This is a genomic window from Pseudomonas sp. GW823-FHT01D03, from assembly GCF_058798255.1.
In genome coordinates, this window is record NZ_JBXAKK010000001.1 from 4,493,886 (window position 1) to 4,513,161 (window position 19,276).

14 protein-coding genes are annotated in these 19,276 nt (G+C 61.7%); 7 read left to right on the forward strand and 7 right to left on the reverse strand.

The features are described 5' to 3' along the window. Positions 1-136: 136 nt before the first annotated feature. The 6 genes from AC1RBR_RS19795 to AC1RBR_RS19820 all read left to right on the forward strand — a co-directional run bounded on the left by AC1RBR_RS19795 (position 137) and on the right by AC1RBR_RS19820 (position 7,671). Positions 137-2,260 (forward strand): TonB-dependent receptor plug domain-containing protein, encoded by a 2,124-nt coding sequence (locus AC1RBR_RS19795; RefSeq protein WP_492566231.1) that lies wholly within the window; start codon positions 137-139, stop codon positions 2,258-2,260. Position 2,261: 1 nt separating this feature from the next. Then, complete coding sequence (locus tag AC1RBR_RS19800; RefSeq protein ID WP_115984154.1) at positions 2,262-3,194, forward strand: ABC transporter substrate-binding protein; 933 nt, start codon at positions 2,262-2,264, stop codon at positions 3,192-3,194. Beyond that, positions 3,191-5,095 (forward strand): response regulator, encoded by a 1,905-nt coding sequence (locus AC1RBR_RS19805; RefSeq protein ID WP_095137167.1) that lies wholly within the window; start codon positions 3,191-3,193, stop codon positions 5,093-5,095. The genes AC1RBR_RS19800 and AC1RBR_RS19805 overlap by 4 nt, the downstream gene beginning before the upstream one ends. A 247-nt stretch (positions 5,096-5,342) precedes the next feature. Continuing rightward, the gene (fabA, locus tag AC1RBR_RS19810; protein ID WP_003227150.1) at positions 5,343-5,858 is read left to right on the forward strand and encodes a 3-hydroxyacyl-[acyl-carrier-protein] dehydratase FabA; all 516 of its coding nucleotides are present in this window, start codon (positions 5,343-5,345) and stop codon (positions 5,856-5,858) included. An 11-nt stretch (positions 5,859-5,869) separates the two neighbouring features. Continuing rightward, the gene (fabB, locus tag AC1RBR_RS19815) at positions 5,870-7,090 is read left to right on the forward strand and encodes a beta-ketoacyl-ACP synthase I (RefSeq protein ID WP_007957797.1); all 1,221 of its coding nucleotides are present in this window, start codon (positions 5,870-5,872) and stop codon (positions 7,088-7,090) included. 392 nt (positions 7,091-7,482) lie between these two features. Next, positions 7,483-7,671 carry a hypothetical protein gene (locus tag AC1RBR_RS19820; protein WP_095137166.1) on the forward strand — a complete coding sequence of 63 codons (189 nt, stop codon included), beginning with the start codon at positions 7,483-7,485 and terminating at the stop codon, positions 7,669-7,671. 137 nt (positions 7,672-7,808) lie between these two features. Here AC1RBR_RS19820 and AC1RBR_RS19825 read toward each other — a convergent pair whose 3' ends face one another. The 7 genes from AC1RBR_RS19825 to AC1RBR_RS19855 all read right to left on the reverse strand — a co-directional run bounded on the left by AC1RBR_RS19825 (position 7,809) and on the right by AC1RBR_RS19855 (position 16,294). After that, on the reverse strand, positions 7,809-8,351 hold the full coding sequence (locus AC1RBR_RS19825; RefSeq protein WP_007968960.1) for a DUF2058 domain-containing protein: 543 nt from the start codon (positions 8,349-8,351) through the stop codon (positions 7,809-7,811). Positions 8,352-8,377: 26 nt separating this feature from the next. Continuing rightward, positions 8,378-9,211, reverse strand: coding sequence for a nucleoside triphosphate pyrophosphohydrolase (gene mazG, locus AC1RBR_RS19830; protein ID WP_492566233.1), 834 nt, complete (start codon positions 9,209-9,211; stop codon positions 8,378-8,380). A 132-nt stretch (positions 9,212-9,343) separates the two neighbouring features. After that, the gene (gene relA, locus AC1RBR_RS19835) at positions 9,344-11,587 is read right to left on the reverse strand and encodes a GTP diphosphokinase (protein WP_095137164.1); all 2,244 of its coding nucleotides are present in this window, start codon (positions 11,585-11,587) and stop codon (positions 9,344-9,346) included. A 101-nt stretch (positions 11,588-11,688) separates the two neighbouring features. Next, complete coding sequence (rlmD, locus tag AC1RBR_RS19840; protein WP_492566235.1) at positions 11,689-13,065, reverse strand: 23S rRNA (uracil(1939)-C(5))-methyltransferase RlmD; 1,377 nt, start codon at positions 13,063-13,065, stop codon at positions 11,689-11,691. Next, positions 13,065-13,967, reverse strand: coding sequence for a cysteine synthase CysM (gene cysM / locus AC1RBR_RS19845; protein ID WP_026000780.1), 903 nt, complete (start codon positions 13,965-13,967; stop codon positions 13,065-13,067). The genes rlmD and cysM overlap by 1 nt, the downstream gene beginning before the upstream one ends. Positions 13,968-14,160: 193 nt before the next feature. Beyond that, positions 14,161-15,585, reverse strand: coding sequence for a histidine kinase sensor domain-containing protein (locus AC1RBR_RS19850; protein WP_492566237.1), 1,425 nt, complete (start codon positions 15,583-15,585; stop codon positions 14,161-14,163). Beyond that, positions 15,572-16,294: a response regulator transcription factor gene (locus AC1RBR_RS19855; protein ID WP_443535784.1), complete on the reverse strand. Its 723-nt coding sequence runs from the start codon at positions 16,292-16,294 to the stop codon at positions 15,572-15,574. The genes AC1RBR_RS19850 and AC1RBR_RS19855 overlap by 14 nt, the downstream gene beginning before the upstream one ends. Positions 16,295-16,511: 217 nt before the next feature. Here AC1RBR_RS19855 and AC1RBR_RS19860 point away from each other — a divergent pair, with 217 nt between their 5' ends. Further along, complete coding sequence (locus tag AC1RBR_RS19860; RefSeq protein WP_492567260.1) at positions 16,512-19,265, forward strand: response regulator; 2,754 nt, start codon at positions 16,512-16,514, stop codon at positions 19,263-19,265. Positions 19,266-19,276: the final 11 nt, after the last annotated feature.

Here is a 19,276-nt window from a genome sequence, read left to right on the forward strand (position 1 = left end):
GGCCAGCCCCTGCGTCAATTACCGACACTTGTAGGAAGAAGACCAATAAAGCCGAGGAAAATGCCCGCATCGTGACTGGAAAAGTCACTGTCCTCGGTTAACATGCGCGCCAATTCTTTGCGATCAAGGCTGTGCCGTGTCTTTTGGCTCTCCCCCCTCGCGTTCGTCACTGCTGCTGGCGCTGCTGTTCAGCCCGGTGTTGCAGGCGGACGATCTGTTTGTCGACAGCGAAACGCTGCCGCAGGTGCTGACGGCTACGCGCCTGAAACAGACACCGGCGGAAGTGCCGGGGAGCATGACCGTGCTCGACAGTGAGCTGATCAACGCCAGCGGTGCGCGAGATATCAGCGAGTTGCTGCGGCTGGTGCCGGGGATGATGGTCGGCAACATCAACGGCAATCAGGCTGCGGTCAATTATCACGGAACCAACGCCAGCGAAGCGCGGCGCATGCAGGTGCTGATCGATGGCCGCTCGGTGTACCGCGCGGGACTGGCCACGGTGGACTGGAGCGATATTCCGGTGGCCATGGAGGACATCGAACGGATCGAGGTTTTCCGTGGGCCGAACACCGTCAGCTACGGCGCCAACGCGCTGATGGCGGTGGTCAACATCATCACCCGCAACCCGGCGGACAGCCACGGCACGCGCCTGAAGTACACCCGTGGCCAGCGCGGCATCAACGATTTCTATGCCAGCCAGGGCACGGGGTGGATTGGTGGCGACCTGCGCCTGTCGCTGTCCGGCCAGGAAGACGATGGCTTCGACAGCGACCGCACGGGCGCCGATTATCGCGACAGCCGCCGCTTGAACCGCTTCAGCCTCGCCGTCAGCCAGACCCTGAGCGACAACCAGAGCCTCGACTGGCAGATCAACGCGAAGGACGGCAGCAACCAGCGTCCCTACACCTACCGCCCGGTGTTCTCGGGGATTACCGCTGCCGGGAACAATTCCGACGTGGTCGCCAAGGATTACGCCGGCTCGGTGCGCTGGAATCTCGACATCAATCCCGAACACAGCCTTTATATACAGGGCTCGGCCCAACACTGGGATCGCCAGCAAGTGTGGCGCGCCTGCGATGCCGAAGTGTCGTTCAGCCCGCAACTGACCCAACTGTGGCAACTCAACCCGAACTACACCGAACGCCTGGCGCGCAACATCACCCGCTTCACCGGCCCCGGTCCGGAAGCCGGCACCCCGCAGGAAATGGCCCTCGCCAATCAGGTGCTGAATCAGTGGCGCAACGGTGCCAGCCAGACCTTGTGCGGCGACATCGACCAAAGCGCCCGCGAGTCGCGCTACGACCTCGAATTGCAGGACACCCTCAGCCTGTCCGACAGTCTGCGGCTGGTCAGTGGCCTGAACTATCGTTACGACCGGGCCGACTCCGAGACCTACTTCAACGGCACGCTGGACGACACCACCTGGCGCGCGTTCGGCCAACTGGAGTGGCGCGCCAGTGAACACTGGCTGCTGCAGGGCGGCGCCATGTTCGAAGACACCCAACTGATCGGCAATTCGCTGACGCCCCGCTTCGCCGTCAACTACCTGATCACCCCACGCCATGGCCTGCGCGCGGTGTACTCGGAGGCGATCCGTTCGCCGGACATGTTCGAGAACAACGTCAACTGGAGCTATCAGGTAAGCAACCTGCGGCCGTCCGCCTATGGCCAGTCTTCGGCGCGCTACTTCGTCAAGACCCGTGGCCCGGGCAATCTCGATCAGGAACACATGCGCTCGCGCGAGTTGGGCTACAACGGCTATTTCGCCGAGCTGGGCCTGGCCGTGGACGTGAAGCTGTTCTACGACGAAATCACCGGGATGATCAGCGAGCCGCTGCGTAACAACCAGTACATCGCCAGCAACGCCAACAGCTCGCGCTTTCGCGGCACCGAAACCCAGCTCGACTGGCGCCTGAGCATGATTGATCGCCTGCGCTTCACCTACGCATTCGTCGACGCCGAGGCGAGCAACCCGCTGGATCAGCAATTCACTGCGCGCAACAGCGGTTCTGCCGGCTGGCTGCGCGATTGGGGCCACGGCTGGAACAGCGCCCTGTTCTATTACGGCGACAACGCGCTCAACGGCTACCGCTTCGAACGGGTCGACACGCGCATCGCCAAACGCATCCCGCTGGGCAAGGCCCAACTGCAACTGGCCGGCGTGCTGCAGCAGCGGCTCGACAATGAACCGACCACTTTCGTCGACAACAATTACGACGAACGCCGGGTGCTGTACTTCAGCGCCGAGCTGGAGTTCTAGGGTGCGCTACGCCACGCCAAACAAGACGCCAACCCTCGGCCACTGGCTGGCGGGTGTCTGTCTGTTTTTGACCGCGTGGCTGCACGGCGTGGCGGTGCAAGCCGCAGACATTCTGTTGACCGGCGCCGAAGAAAGCCCTGGGGTGCAAGCCTTCGTCCAGGCCCTGAGCGAGCTGCGTCCCACCGACAACGTGCGGTTCCAGCCGCTGGCCAGCCTGCCGGCGCCGGGAAAGTTGCCGAGCAATTTGCGGATGATTCTGCTCGATCTGCCCAGCCTCGACTGGCGCCTGCAGGAGCCCCAAGGCCCGGCGACGCTGGTGTTGCGCATCAGCCGACTGCAAGCGCGGCAACGCCTGGGTGGCGCACAACCGCCGCACTTGAGTCTGCTGTGGAGCGACCCGCCGCTGGGGCGGCAACTGCAACTGATTCGACGGATTCTGCCGCAGGTGCGGCGGGTCGGCGTGCTGTTCGACCAGCACAGCGAATTCCTGCTCAAGGAGCTGCACCAGGCCGCAGCGCCGCTGAATCTGCAAATCGTCAGCCAGCGTTGGGACAACACCCAGGACAGTCGCCCATTGCAAAGCGTGCTGAGAAACAGTGATGTGTTGCTGGGCCTCGACGATCCCGATCTGTACAACCCGAAAACCGCGAAAAACCTGCTGCTCAGCAGTTACTCCCGGCAAGTGGCGCTGGTCGGGCCGAACGCTGCGTTCGTGCGGGCCGGCAGCCTCGCCAGCACTTACAGCGATCAGCCCGACTGGCTGGCGATCCTCGATCAGTTGCTGGATCGCCCGCCGGCAACGTGGCCGCGCACGCTCTACCCCGATCGTTTCAAGGTCTCAAGTAATGTGCAGGTCGCTCGTTCCCTGGGTATCGAGCCAATCGATGAAGCGTCTGTTGCCCGCCAGTTGGCTGAAGGAGAAAGCCACCCATGAATCTGCGTCGCCGCTGGGACATCAACACCCGCACGCAATTGATCAGCCTCGGCCCGGCCCTGCTGCTCACGCTGCTGCTGATCAGCTTCTTTACCTTCGTGCGGATTCAGGATCTACGTCAGGAGCTCAATCACACCGGGCAATTGATCGCCAACCAACTGGCGCCCGCCACCGAGTACGGGGTGATTTCCGGCAACAACGAAGTGCTGGAAAGCCTGCTCAAAGCGACCCTGGCGACTCCGAATGTGCGCTTTCTGGAAGTGCAGGACAGCGCCAACCGGATTCTCGCCTATGTTGAGCAAGCCGCCGACGCGCACAACCGCCCGCATCAGGTCGAGGTGTTCCAGGCCCCGGTGCGCCTGCAACGGATCGCCCTCAACAGCGATTTTTTCCACGACGCCAAAGCCAGCAACAACGTGACCAGCGAGGACTATCTGGGCCGGGTGATCGTCGGCCTGTCCAACGATGCCTTCAGTCAGCGCCAGCAGGAAATTCTGCTCAAGGCCGGGATTCTGGCCTTGTTCGCCCTGCTCTTCACTTTTGTTCTGGCGCGGCGTCTGGCCGGCAGTTTGTCAGCGCCGATCCGCGATATCGGCAACGCGGTCAAGGCGATACAGCAAGGCGACTACAAGACCCCGCTGCCAATCGTCGACGACACTGAATTGGGCGCGCTGTCGCAGCACATCAACAACCTCGCCCAGGCACTGGAACAGGCCAGCCGCGAACAACATCAGGCGATGGCGCAACTGATCCAGACCCGCGAGGAAGCGGAAAAGGCCAACAACGCCAAATCCGATTTTCTGGCGATGATGAGCCACGAACTGCGCACCCCCATGAACGGTGTGCTGGGCATGTTGCAGTTGCTGGAAACCACGGACATGACCGAGGAGCAGATCGAGTACGCGGCGCTTGCTTCGGAGTCCACCGAACATCTGCTGAAAGTCATCAATGACATCCTCGACTTCTCGCGGATCGAACGCTCGGAGCTGGAACTGGAGCACATCCCGTTCAACCTCGCCGACCTGATCGGCGCTTGCGCCCAGTCGTTCCAGCACAGTGCGGTGCAGCGTGGCCTGGACCTGAATCTGCGGATCCCCGAGGACATGCGCGACTTGCAGGTGCAGGGCGACCCGACGCGGATCCGGCAGATTCTGGTCAACCTGGTGGGCAACGCGTTGAAGTTCACCGAGCGCGGCCGGGTCAGCATCGAGGCGCAGTGGCAGTCGCTGGATCACGAACTGCTGTGGTTCACCTGTTCGGTGCGCGACAGCGGCATCGGCATCTCCTCGGAAAGTCTGGAGTTGATGTTCAACGCCTTTCAGCAGGCCGACAGTTCGATTTCCCGGCGCTATGGCGGCACCGGCCTCGGCCTGCCGATCGCCCGCACCCTGGCCGAACGCATGGGCGGGACGTTGCGCGCGCAAAGTGAAGAAGGCCTGGGATCGGTGTTCACTCTGGAAATCCCGCTGGCCTTATATAAGCAGACGTTGCCGCAACTGGCGGCACCGCGCGCGGCCAATGGCAACGGGCATGGTGAAGGGCGCAATGTGTTGCTGGTGGAGGACAATCCGGTCAACCAGACAGTCATCGAAGCCATGCTGCGCAGTCTTGGGTTTACCGTCAGCGTCGCCAACGATGGCGCGCAAGCGGTGCGCAGCGCCGAAGGCAATGATTTCGAAGTGATTCTGATGGACTGCCGGTTGCCGATCATCGACGGTTACGAGGCGACCCGGCAGATCCGCCAACTGCCCGGACGCGGCGAGGTGCCGATCATCGCGCTGACCGCCAACGCCTTGCAGGGCGACCGTGAAACCTGCCTGTCGGCGGGCATGAACGATTACCTGGCGAAGCCGTTCAAACGCAATGACCTACAACAGATTCTGCAGCGCTGGGTGCAGTAGTGACGGTTTTTCGACCATCTGCGACTGGCGTGAAAAGCGAAAGTGCGGCAGTCTTAGGCACCCGAACAAGCCTCAAAAGAGGCTTGAATAAAAATTTCAGTGCACAAGTGTACATTCATGTCCTTGGTGCTGTGACTTTCACCACAACGCAATAGTCTATGAGTAGGCTGCCGGTACGAGGCATGAACGCGTCGATCGGCCGGGAAGATTTGCCCCACCTGCCGCATGGGATTATTGAGGAGCTCGCATGACCAAACAAAACGCCTTTACTCGGGAAGACCTGCTGCGCTGCAGTCGCGGTGAGCTGTTCGGCCCAGGTAACGCGCAACTGCCCGCCCCGAACATGCTGATGGTGGATCGCATCACCCTGATCAGCGAAGAAGGCGGCAAGTACGGCAAAGGTGAATTGGTCGCCGAGCTGGATATCAACCCTGACCTGTGGTTCTTCGCATGCCACTTCGAAGGCGATCCGGTAATGCCGGGCTGCCTGGGTCTGGACGCCATGTGGCAACTGGTCGGCTTCTTCCTGGGCTGGCAAGGCCTGCCGGGCCGTGGCCGTGCGCTGGGTTCGGGCGAAGTGAAATTCTTCGGCCAGGTCCTGCCGACCGCCAAGAAAGTCACCTATAACATTCATATCAAACGCGTCCTCAAAGGCAAGCTGAACCTGGCCATCGCCGATGGTTCGGTGACTGTCGACGGTCGCGAAATCTACACCGCCGAAGGCCTTCGCGTCGGCGTGTTCACCTCCACTGACAACTTCTAAGGGTTATTCGCATGCGCCGCGTCGTTATCACTGGTCTGGGCATTGTTTCGTGCCTGGGCAATGACAAAGAGACCGTCTCCGCTAACCTGCGTGCAAGCCGCCCTGGCATCCGGTTCAACCCGGAATATGCTGAAATGGGTCTGCGTAGCCAGGTTTCCGGCTCCATCGACCTCAACCTTGAAGAACTGATCGATCGCAAGATCTATCGTTTCGTCGGCCACGCAGCGGCTTACGCCTACCTGGCCATGAAAGACGCCATTGCTGACTCCGGTCTGACCGAAGAGCAAGTGTCCAACCCGCGTACCGGCCTGATCGCCGGCTCGGGCGGCGCGTCGACCCTGAACCAGATGGAAGCGCTGGACATCCTGCGCGAGAAAGGCGTGAAGCGCGTTGGCCCATACCGTGTAACGCGGACCATGAGCAGCACCGTTTCCGCGTGCCTGGCCACGCCGTTCAAGATCAAGGGCCTGAACTACTCCATCGCTTCCGCCTGCGCCACAAGTGCTCACTGCATCGGTACCGCCATGGAACAGATCCAGATGGGCAAGCAGGACATCGTCTTCGCCGGTGGCGGTGAAGAAGAGCACTGGAGCCAGTCGTTCCTGTTCGACGCGATGGGCGCCCTGTCCAGCAAGCGCAACGACACCCCGGAACAAGCCTCCCGCGCCTACGACGCCGACCGTGACGGTTTCGTCATCGCCGGCGGTGGCGGCATGGTCGTGGTTGAAGAGCTGGAACACGCTCTGGCCCGTGGCGCCAAGATCTACGCCGAAATCGTTGGCTACGGCGCAACGTCCGACGGCTATGACATGGTTGCCCCGAGCGGCGAAGGCGCAATCCGCTGCATGCAGCAGGCGCTGTCCACCGTCGACACCCCGATCGACTACCTGAACACCCACGGCACCTCGACTCCGGTCGGCGACGTCGCGGAAATGAAAGGTGTGCGTGAAGTGTTCGGCGACAAGGCTCCTGCGATCAGCTCAACCAAGAGCCTGTCCGGTCACTCGCTGGGCGCCGCCGGCGTTCACGAAGCGATCTACTGCATGCTGATGATGGAAGGCAACTTCATCGCCGGTTCCGCCAACATCGACGAACTGGACCCTGAAGTGGCCGATCTGCCGGTGCTGACCAAGACCCGCGAGAACGCCACCATCAACACCGTGATGAGCAACAGCTTCGGCTTCGGCGGCACCAACGCCACGCTGGTGCTGAAGCGCTGGGAAGGCAAGTAATTCCCCACTGCTGAGCCACACATGAAAACGCCCCGACTGGTTCGGGGCGTTTTTTTTCATCTGAAGAAAGTCGCCAGGCACACCACTATCCCTTGTGGGAGCGGGCTTGCTCGCGAAAGCGGTGAGTCAGGTATGAAGACGGCGACTGATACTCCGCATTCGCGAGCAAGCCCGCTCCCACAAGGGATATCAGTGCGCCTGAAAATGAAACTTCTGTCATGAAACCTTGCACCCTGCGACCGAATGTCGCGGATTACGCGGGCTGCAGCACTGTTGCAAAAACCGCAACAACACCTTGCGCAAATCAAGCGTTTACTTAGCAAGCTAACAAATCATATAAAAGAGTCCTGCACACGCCTTGCTGCAGATAACTTGAGATTTGGAGCTAGCAGATGACTGTAAAAGTAACTGAACGCGACGATTCACACATGTCCCACGAAGGCGTAGCCGCCGGTATCCGCATCTGGGATGTGCATCAACAAGACTTGCTGGTCGGCATGTTCCACAACGAGATCGACGCCCACAATTACAAGGCCGAACTGGAACTGCAGGAACAGCAGCGGGATCTGAAATCCGCTTAGGCAAATATTGAACCTGTGGCGAGGGAGCTTGCTCCCGCTGGACTGCGCGGCAGGCCCTGTTTTAAAACAAGGGCCGCTTCGCGCCCCGGCGGGAGCAAGCTCCCTCGCCACAGTTGTGTTGTTACAGCTTTATCGGTTTACCACATCAGGTCATCAGGGATCTGATAGGCCGCGTACGGATCGTCCTCGGCATTGACCTCTTCGGTCTGCACGTTGAGCTGCACGATACGCTGCGGGTCGCGCTCCTGGATCTTCAGGGCCGCTTCACGGGGGATCACTTCGTAGCCGCCGGCATGGTGCACGATCGCCAGCGAGCCGCTGCTGAGCTTGTTGCGCATCAGCGTGTTGACCGAGATGCGCTTGACCTTCTTGTCGTCGACGAAGTTGTAGTAGTCCTCGGTGGTCAGCTTCGGCAGACGCGAGACTTCGATCAACTGCTTGACCTGCGCGGCGCGTGCCTTGGCCTCGGCCTTCTCCTGCTGCTGACGGTTCAGCTCCTGGTCGCGCTTGACCTTCTCGGCCATGGCTTCCTGGGCGGCGCGCTGCTGCGAATCATCCAGCTCGGCCTGCCCTTTGTGGGCCAGACGCTGTTGCTTCTGCTTGTCTTTGCTGACCTGTTTGGCCTGCTTTTGGTTGACCAGGCCTGCTTTGAGCAACTGGTCGCGAAGGGAAAGGCTCATTAATGCTTACTCACTTGGGCAACGGCTCAGCCGCAGCTGGGCAAATTCTTTTCCTGACGTTTGGCTTCGCCCCACAGGGCGTCCAACTCTTCGAGGGTGCAATCTTCCATGGGACGACGGGTGTCGCGCAATGCCTGTTCGATAAAACGGAAACGTCTTTCAAACTTGGCGTTGGCGCCACGCAGCGTGGTTTCCGGATCGACCTTCAGGTGCCGGGCCAGATTGACCACGGAAAACAGCAGATCGCCGATCTCGTCGGCCACTGCTTGCGGATCGTTTTCGGACATGGCTTCGAGCACCTCATCGAGCTCTTCGCGCACCTTGTCCAGCACCGGCAACGCATCCGGCCAGTCGAAGCCGACCTGCGCAGCGCGCTTCTGCAATTTGGCCGAACGCGACAGCGCCGGCAACGCGACAGGCACGTCATCGAGCAGTGACAGCTGCTCGGGCGCGGCGGATTTCTCGGCGCGCTCTTCGGCCTTGATCTCTTCCCAGCGCTGCTTGACCTGCTCTTCGCTCAAGCGTGGTACGTCCAGCGGCGCATACAGATCGCCGGTGGGGAACACGTGCGGATGGCGGCGGATCAGCTTGCGGGTAATGCTGTCGATCACCCCGGCGAATTCGAAGCGCCCTTCTTCCTTGGCCAACTGGCTGTAATAAACCACCTGAAACAGCAGATCGCCCAGTTCGCCCTGCAAGTGATCGAAGTCGCCACGCTCGATGGCGTCGGCCACTTCGTAGGCTTCTTCGAGGGTGTGCGGGACGATGGTCGCGTAGGTTTGCTTGATGTCCCACGGGCAACCGTACTGCGGGTCGCGCAGGCGGTTCATCAGGTGGAGCAGGTCTTCAAGTGAATACATCTGTAATGCCTCTACACAAAACCAATGTGGGAGCGGGCTTGCTCGCGAATGCGGTGTGTCATTCAGCGTAAATATCGACTGACACGCCCTCTTCGCGAGCAAACCCGCTCCCACCTTCGAACGAAGCCATCTTCACGGGGTACGGTTACGCCGCGTCTCGATGATGTTCGGCAACTGCGAAATCCGTCCCAGCAAGCGCCCCAGCGCATCCAGCCCGGGGATCTCGATGGTCAGCGACATAAGCGCAGTGTTGTCTTCCTTGTTCGAGCGGGTATTGACCGCCAGCACGTTGATCCGCTCGTTGAGCAGCACCTGCGAGACGTCACGCAGCAGACCGGAACGGTCGTAGGCGCGGATGACGATGTCCACCGGATAGGTGAGCACCGGCACCGGACCCCAGCTGACCTGGATGATCCGCTCCGGCTCGCGCCCGCCCAGTTGCAGCACCGAGGCGCAGTCCTGCCGGTGAATGCTCACGCCGCGGCCCTGGGTGATGTAGCCGACAATCGCGTCGCCCGGCAGCGGCTGGCAGCAGCCGGCCATCTGCGTCATCAGGTTGCCGACACCCTGGATCTGAATGTCGCCGCGCTTGCCCGGCTTGTAACCGGTGGCCTTGCGCGGGATCAGCTCCAGCTGTTCGTTGCCGCGTTCCGGCTCGACCAGTTGCTGCGCGAGGTTGACCAGTTGCGCCAGACGCAAATCGCCGGCACCGAGGGCGGCGAACATGTCTTCGGCGGTTTTCATGTTGGCCTTTTCGGCCAGCTTGTCGAAATCCACCGCCGGCAGACCGAGGCGATTGAGTTCGCGCTCGATCAGGGTTTTACCGGCTGCGACGTTCTGGTCACGGGCCTGCAACTTGAACCAGTGAACGATCTTCGCCCGCGCCCGCGAGGTGGTGACGTAGCCCAGGTTCGGGTTCAGCCAGTCGCGGCTTGGCGTGCCGTGCTTGCTGGTGATGATCTCGACCTGCTCACCGGTCTGCAGGCTGTAGTTGAGCGGCACGATCCGCCCGTTGATCTTCGCACCCCGGCAGTTGTGACCGATTTCGGTGTGCACGCGGTAAGCGAAGTCCAGCGGGGTCGCGCCTTTCGGCAAGTCGATGGCATGACCGTCGGGGGTGAAGATGTAGACCCGATCCGGTTCGATATCGACCCGCAGCTGTTCGGCCAGACCACCGATATCGCCCAGTTCTTCGTGCCACTCGAGCACCTGCCGCAGCCAGGAGATTTTCTCTTCGTAGTGGTTGGAGCCGGATTTGACGTCGGTGCCCTTGTAGCGCCAGTGCGCGCAGACGCCGAGCTCGGCCTCTTCGTGCATCGAGTGCGTACGAATCTGTACTTCCAGCACCTTGCCTTCCGGACCGATTACCGCGGTGTGCAGCGAGCGGTAGCCGTTCTCTTTCGGGTTGGCGATGTAGTCGTCGAATTCTTTCGGGATGTGCCGCCACAGGGTGTGGACGATGCCGAGCGCGGTGTAGCAGTCGCGCATTTCCGGCACCAGCACACGCACCGCGCGCACGTCGTAGATCTGGCTGAATTCCAGACCCTTGCGCTGCATTTTGCGCCAGATCGAATAGATGTGTTTGGCCCGGCCGCTGATGTCGGCGTCGACGCCGGTGGCCTGCAATTCGTCCTTGAGCTGGGTCATCACATCGCTGATGAACCGCTCACGGTCCAGCCGCCGCTCGTGGAGCAGCTTGGCGATCTGTTTGTATTGATCAGGCTCCAGGTAACGGAAGGACAAGTCCTCCAGCTCCCACTTGATATGGCCGATGCCGAGCCGGTGCGCGAGCGGCGCATAGATGTCGAAGACTTCCCGGGCGACGCGGTTGCGCTTCTCGTCGTCAGCGGTTTTCACCGCGCGAATGGCGCAGGTTCGTTCGGCCAGTTTGATCAGCGCGACACGAACGTCATCGACCATCGCCACCAGCATCTTGCGCAGGTTTTCCACCTGGCCCTGGGTGCCCATCACCATCGACTGGCGCGGGCTGAGGCTGGCACTGATCGCCGCCATGCGCTGCACGCCGTCGATCAGCTTGGCCACCACCGGGCCGAAGCGCTGGCCGACCGCCGCGAGCTCGATCTGGCCTTCGCGCACGCCGCGGTACAGCACCGCCGCAACCAGCGAATCCTGATCGAGTTTGAGGTCGGCGAGGATCTCGGCGATCTCCAGTCCCGTGCTGAAACTGCCGGAGCCTTCGGCCCACAGATTCTTCTTGGCATTGGACTGCTGTTCGGCCTCGCGAGCGAACTCGCAGGCTTCTTTCAAGGCTTCGCGATCCAGTGCCATGTCGACACTGACCGCGTGATCGAGCCAAGCCTCGAGATTGATACTGCCGTCAGTGTTGATCGGCTGGTGTGCTCTCACCTGTACCATGCTGCTTTACCTTCCCTACGACGCAGATTCAATGCGTCAAATCGCTGACCCTCAACGCCCGTATGCGCTCGCGGGGCTAAAGCGAGCGCCGCCCGGACAGGTCAGACGGATTCAGACGAGCCATCCTGGCTCGCTTCAAATAACGCCATGGCCTCGACATGTGCCGTCTGAGGAAACATATCGAGAATCCCGGCACGTTTTAACCGGTAGCCCTGCTTGATCAATTCGACCGTATCGCGCGCCAGAGTTGCAGGGTTGCACGATACATACACCAACCGTTTGGCACCCAGGGTCGCGAGCTTGCGCACCACCTCGAAAGCACCGTCACGCGGTGGGTCCAAGAGTACCGCAGAAAAGCCGTTTCCGATCCACTGAGCATCGGTCAAAGGCTGGGATAAATCGGCTTGAAAAAACTTTGTGTTATGCAAATTGTTGCTGGCAGCATTTGCAGCGGCACGGTCGACCATGGTCTGAACGCCCTCCACCGCCACCACTTCACGCACGCTTTTGGCCAGCGGCAAGGCGAAGTTGCCCAGACCGCAGAACAGGTCCAGCACGCGTTCATCGGGGCGCGGCTTCAGCCAATCCAGCGCCTGCGCGACCATCGCCTCGTTGACCCCGGCGTTGACCTGAATGAAATCCCCCGGCCGCCAGGCCAGTTCCAGATCCCACTGCCCCAGGCGATAGCCCAGTGACTGCGTGGCATCCACCGGTTGCGGGTCGCCTTCGCCATGCAGCCACAGTTGTGCGTCATGGAACTGGCAGAATTCCTTGAGGATCGTCAGGTCGGCTTCGGACAGCGGCGCCATGTGTCGCAACAACACCGCCAACGATGAACCACTGAACAACTCGACATGCCCCAGCGCCTGCGGTTTGCTCAAACGACGGAGCATCTCCGGCAAACGGGTCATGATCGGTTGCAAGGGCTGTACCAGCACCGGGCATTCGTTGATGGCGACGATGTCCTGGCTGCCGGCGGCGCGGAAACCGACTTCAAGCTGCTTCGCCTTCATGTCCCAACGCACGGCGATCCGCGCGCGGCGGCGATAGCCAAATTCCGGGCCAGTCAATGGCGCAGCCCATTCGTCAGGCGCGACCCCGGCGACCTTCGACAGCTGCTCGGCGAGCATGCGCTGTTTCAGGGCAAGCTGTTCGGCGTGGGGCAAATGCTGCACGCTGCACCCGCCACAGCGTCCGGCATGCTGACAGGCTGCAGGGCGACGCAATTCGCTGGCCTTGAACACGCGCTCGGTGCGCGCCTCGACCACTTTGCCGCGGGCGCCGAGCACCCGTGCCTCGACCTCTTCACCGGCGAGGGCACCGAGAACGAACCAGGTTTTGCCTTCGAAAAACGCGATGCCGCGACCGTCATTGGCCAGGCGCTCGATGTTCAAGCGCTGTTTTTTGCCGGTCGGGATTTGCGCGGCCTTGCTGCCGCCAGCGGGCTGGAAGCGCAGGCCTCTCTCGTGCTTGGCCATCAGTTGGGCGCGTCGAAAATGCCGGTCGACAGATAACGGTCGCCACGGTCGCAGATGATCGCGACGATCACCGCGTTTTCAACTTCTTTGGACAGGCGCAGCATCGCTGCCACCGCACCGCCCGAAGACACGCCACAGAAGATGCCTTCTTCGCGTGCCAGTCGCCGGGTGACGTCCTCGGCTTCGCTTTGCGCCATGTCGACAATACGGTCGACGCGGTCGGCCTGATAGATCTTCGGCAGGTATTCCTGCGGCCAGCGGCGGATGCCGGGAATGGCTGAGCCTTCCATCGGCTGCAGACCGACGATCTGCACGCTGTCGCTCTGCTCTTTCAAGTAGCGCGAGACGCCCATGATGGTGCCGGTAGTGCCCATCGAGCTGACGAAATGGGTGATGGTGCCCTGGGTCTGACGCCAGATTTCCGGGCCGGTGGTGGTGTAATGCGCTTCCGGATTGTCGCCGTTGGCGAACTGATCGAGCACCTTGCCACGGCCTTCGGCTTCCATCCGCTGAGCGAGATCACGAGCGCCTTCCATGCCCTCTTCCTGACTGACCAGAATCAGCTCGGCACCGTAAGCGGTCATCGCCGCTTTACGTTCGGCACTGGAGTTGTCCGGCATGATCAGGATCATCTTGTAACCCTTGATCGCGGCGGCCATCGCCAGGGCGATCCCGGTGTTGCCCGAGGTCGCTTCGATCAGCGTGTCGCCAGCATGGATCTGCCCGCGCAGTTCGGCACGGGTGATCATCGACAGCGCCGGACGATCCTTGACCGAACCCGCCGGGTTGTTCCCTTCGAGCTTGAGCAATAGGGTGTTGCTGGTGGCACCGGGCAGGCGCTGCAAACGCACCAGCGGAGTGTTGCCGACGCAATCGGCGATGGTTGGGTACTGCAGGGTCATGGCGTATTCGCAATCCAGACGTGCGGGGGCGCCTATCATACCGGCAAACGTTCGCAGGCCATATCACGCAAAGTGCGGTGCTTATGGTTTATGGGAATAAGCAGTAATAGTCTCACCAGTGGTGAGACTATTAGTTGAATCGAAGGGCCCCTTCGCGAGCAAGCCCGCTCCCACAGGAGGGTGGCGGTGTTGGTTATACAATCTGCGGACGACACACATCCACTGTGGGAGCGGGCTTGCTCGCGAAGGCATCAGCCGTCACGCCGCCGTCATCGGCAATCAACCGCAAATTCAGGCGCAACCCTGCCCCACCATTCTCCGCCCACAACATCCCGCCCTGGCGCTGCACCGCATTCCTGGCAATGCTCAGCCCCAGGCCAAACCCGCCATCCCCCGGGCGTGAGCCGTCGAGGCGGATGAAGGGCGAGAAGATCCGTTGCAGATCGCCCTCGGCCACCCCGCCGCCCTGATCCTCCAGCCACAAATGCCAGTGATCACCATCACGCCGCCCATCGAGGCGCACGATGCCGCCATCAGGCGAATGCCGAATGGCGTTGCGCAGAATGTTTTCCAGCGCTTGCGCCAGGGTGTTGAGATTGCCGCGCACCCAGCACGACGCCGGCACCGCGCATTGCAATTGCAGGCTCGGCCAGCCGCTTTCATAACAGGCGTTGTCGGTGAGCATTTCCCACAGCGCCTGAATCTGGATCGCCTCGTCCGGCAGCGGCGCACGTTCGGTGTCGAGCCACGCCAGTTGCAGGGTGTCTTCGACCAGTCGTTGCATGCCGTCGACTTCACGGCCAATGCGCTCGCGCAGTTGCCGTAGATCCTGCTCGCTTTCACTGGCCACCCGCAGGCGACTCAGCGGCGTGCGCAGTTCATGGGACAGGTCGCGCAGCAATTGCTGTTGCAGGGCGACGGTGGATTGCAGGCGTTCGGACATCGAGTCGAAGGCCCGCGCCAGCTCGCCGAGTTCGTCCGGGCGCTGGGTAATGCCGCTCGACAGACGCACATTCAGTTGATCGGCGCGCCAGGCGTTGGCCTGCGCGCGCAAATTGTTCAGCGGCACCACCAGCAAGCGATACAGGCCGACACACAGCAACAGAGTGAACAGCCCCGGAATCACGCCATTGGTGATCACCCGCCAGAACACCCGGTATTTCCCCGGCAGGAATCGCTCGGGCAACTCGATCACCAGACTGCCGGCAGACGGGTCCTGGGGAAACGGCACCCGCAGCCACGGCCGGCCCTTCTTGTGGATCGGCCAGTCGAGGCCGCGCAAAAAGGTCAGGTGCTGGATTTCCTGTTCATTCAGCGGCTCGCTGCTCAACGACTGCAGATTGCGGTCGATCACCCCGACCCAGGCGGCCTCACGCAGCTCCATGCTCTGCAACCAGTTATCGACCCCGTCGCGCTCACCACGCTGCCACGCCCGCTCGGCTTCGCTGGCATAACGGCTCAGCGTGCCGCGCGCCTCGTCGGAGAGATACTGGTTGCGCTCCTCCATGTAGCGGCCCCATGACCAACTGAGCCAGATCATCAGCAGACAAAACGCTACCAGCAGACACGCCAGTTTCCAGAACAGCGAATGCCGCCCCGGCAACTCAGAGATTTTCATCGGTGGCACTCAGCACATAGCCTTTGCCCCACACCGTGCGCACCTCGCGCTCGGTGTAACCGATGGCCTTGAGTTTGCGGCGGATCTGGCTGATGTGCATGTCGAGGCTTCGGTCGTGGGCCGCGTAGCCGCGTTGCAGCACATGCTGATAAAGGAAGGCCTTGCTCAGCACTTCTTCGTCGTTGCGATGGAGAGTTTCCAGCAGACGGTATTCGCTGCGGGTCAGACCGGCAGCTTGCGCGTTATAGAAAACTTCGCACTGTTCTTCGTCGAAACGCAGCGCGCCGTGAATCGTAGCCGGTGCAATCGCTGCCGGGCGCCGATCCAGCGCCACCCGGCGCAGGATCGCCTCGATCCGCACATGCAACTCGGCGATGCTGAACGGCTTGGGCAGGTAATCATCGGCACCCAGACGAAAGCCGCTGATGCGGTCGGCCTCGGCGCCGAGCGCCGACATCAGCAGCACCGGCGTCGAATGGCTCTGACGCAATTGTGTCAGCACCTTCAGGCCGTCGAGCCCCGGCAGCAGAATGTCCATCAGCACCACGTCGAACGGCTGGTGACGCGCAATGTTCAGCCCTTCCTGACCGTTCTGGCACCAGGTCACCGCAAAGCCGCTGCGGCCCAGATGCTCGTGAACATAGGCGCCCAGCACCGGGTCGTCCTCGATGGCAAGAATGCGTGGCAGGTCGGCGGAGACAGGAGTCATGAGTATCTGCAAATAATTCTCAGTTGGCCGATTATTCAAGATTGCCCGCCATCGGGCAACCCAAGCTTGACCGGCCGGACACACGCACCAGGCCGCGCCGACCGATGGCGACATGATTTTTCCGAAGATTGCCTGCCTGCAAATCGCTACACTGCGCCAATGTCGCGTGCCGGACGCACGTGCGAGTCAACAGTTCAGCGGGATGCAGGAGATGGGTGTGCTCAAGAAACTGGGAATCAAAGGTCGCGTGTTGTTGCTGACCCTGTTGCCCACCAGCCTGATGGCGTTGGTGCTCGGGGGCTATTTCACCTGGATGCAACAGTCCGATTTGCAGACCCAGTTGATGCAGCGCGGTGAAATGATCGCCGAGCAACTGGCGCCGCTGGTGGCACCCGCGATGGGCCATGGCAATACCGATCTGCTGGAACGCATCGCCACCCAGTCCCTCGAACAACCTGACGTGCGCGCCGTTACTTTCCTCGCCCCCGACCGTACCCCGCTGGCGCACGCCGGCCCGACAATGCTCAATCAGGCACCCAGTGGCGACAGTGCGCAACTGCTACGGCGCAGCGGCAATGACGCCACGCGTTACCTGATGCCGGTGTTCGGCAAGCACCGCAATCTCGCCGGTGAGCTGATCCCCGCAGAATCCGACCGTCTGCTTGGCTGGGTTGAACTGGAGCTGTCGCACAACGGCATGCTGCTGCGCGGTTATCGCAGCCTGTTTGCCAGCCTGCTGTTCATTGCCGCCGGGCTGGCGGGAGCGGCCCTGCTCGCGTTGCGCATGGGCCGCACCATCAACCGCCCGCTGAGCCAGATCAAACAGGCGGTTGCCCAGCTCAAGGACGGTCATCTGGAAACCCGCCTGCCACCGCTCGGCAGCCAGGAACTGGACGAACTCGCCTCGGGCATCAACCGCATGGCCGGGACCCTGCAGAACGCCCGCGAAGAACTGCAGCACAGCGTCGATCAGGCCACCGAAGACGTGCGGCAGAATCTGGAAACCATCGAGATCCAGAACATCGAACTGGATCTGGCACGCAAAGAGGCGCTGGAGGCGAGCCGGATCAAATCCGAGTTCCTCGCCAACATGAGCCACGAGATCCGCACGCCGCTCAACGGCATTCTCGGTTTCACGCATCTGTTGCAGAAAAGCGAACTGACGCCGCGCCAGCTCGACTACCTGGGCACCATCGAAAAGTCCGCCGACAGCCTGCTGGGGATCATCAACGAGATCCTCGACTTCTCGAAGATCGAGGCCGGCAAACTGGTGCTCGACCATATCCCGTTCAACCTGCGCGACCTGTTGCAGGACACCCTGACCATCCTGGCCCCGGCAGCCCACGCCAAACAATTGGAGCTGGTGAGTCTGGTCTATCGCGACACGCCGCTGTCTCTGGTCGGTGACCCGCTGCGCCTCAAGCAGATTCTCACCAACCTGGTCAGCAACGCGATCAAGTTCACCCGCGAAGGCACCATCGTCGCCCGCGCCATGCTTGAAGAAGAACACGAAGACAGCGTGCAACTGCGCATCAGCATTCAGGACACCGGCATCGGCCTGTCGAGTCAGGACGTGCGCGCGTTGTTCCAGGCATTCAGTCAGGCCGACAACTCGCTGTCGCGCCAACCCGGCGGTACTGGTCTGGGTCTGGTGATCTCCAAGCGTCTGATCGAACAGATGGGTGGCGAAATCGGCGTCGACAGCACCCCGGGCGAAGGCTCGGAATTCTGGATCAGCCTGAGCCTGCCGAAAACCCGCGACGACAGCGAAGACCTGCCGGGCCCGCCACTGCTCGGGCGTCGCGTGGCGGTGCTGGAAAATCACGAACTGGCGCGTCAGGCGCTGCAGCATCAACTGGAAGACTGCGGCCTCGACGTCACGCCGTTCAATACGCTGGAGAGCCTGACCAACGGCGTCACTGGCGCGCACCAGACCGATCAGGCGATCGACCTTGCGGTGCTCGGCATCACCAGCAACGACATGCTTCCGGAGCGCCTGAACCAGCACATCTGGGATCTGGAACATCTGGGTTGCAAAGTGCTGGTGCTGTGCCCGACCACCGAACAGACGCTGTTCCATCTCTCGGTGCCCAACCCGCACAGCCAGCTGCAAGCCAAACCAGCCTGCACGCGCAAACTGCGTCGGGCGCTGGCTGATCTGGCCAATCCACGCCAGCCGCGCAACGAGCCGGGCGAACCGCTGTCGAGCCGTGCACCGAAAGTGCTGTGCGTCGACGACAACCCGGCCAACCTGTTGCTGGTGCAGACCCTGCTCGAAGACATGGGCGCCAAGGTACTCGCAGTCGAGAGCGGCTACGCAGCAGTCAAAGCGGTGCAGAGCGAATCCTTCGATCTGGTGCTGATGGACGTGCAGATGCCGGGGATGGACGGACGCCAGACCACCGAAACTATCCGCCAGTGGGAAAGCGAACGGCATTGCACGCCGCTGCCCATCGTCGCCCTCACCGCCCACGCCATGGCCAACGAAAAACGCGCCTTGCTGCAAAGCGGCATGGATGACTACCTGACCAAACCGATCAGTGAGCGGCAGCTGGCGCAAGTGGTGCTGAAGTGGACCGGTCTGGCCTTGCGCAATCAAGGAACGGAGCGTGCCAGCGACAGCGCGGCGGGCGCCAATGAGTTGCCGGTGCTCGACCACGAAGAAGGCCTGCGCCTGGCCGCCGGCAAGGCCGATCTGGCGGCGGACATGTTGGCGATGCTGCTCGCCTCGCTGGAGGCCGACCGCGAAGCCATTCGTGCCGCCAGTGAAGCTCGCGATCAGAACGCGCTGATCGAGCGCGTGCATCGTTTGCACGGTGCGACCCGATATTGTGGCGTGCCGCAGTTACGCGCGGCCTGCCAGCGCAGTGAAACCCTGCTCAAACAGGGCGATCCGAAAGCAGTGGTGGCGTTGGAGGAGCTGGATCGGGCGATCAATCGCCTCGCAACCCAAGCCCGAATCAGTGCCTGATCCACTGCAAT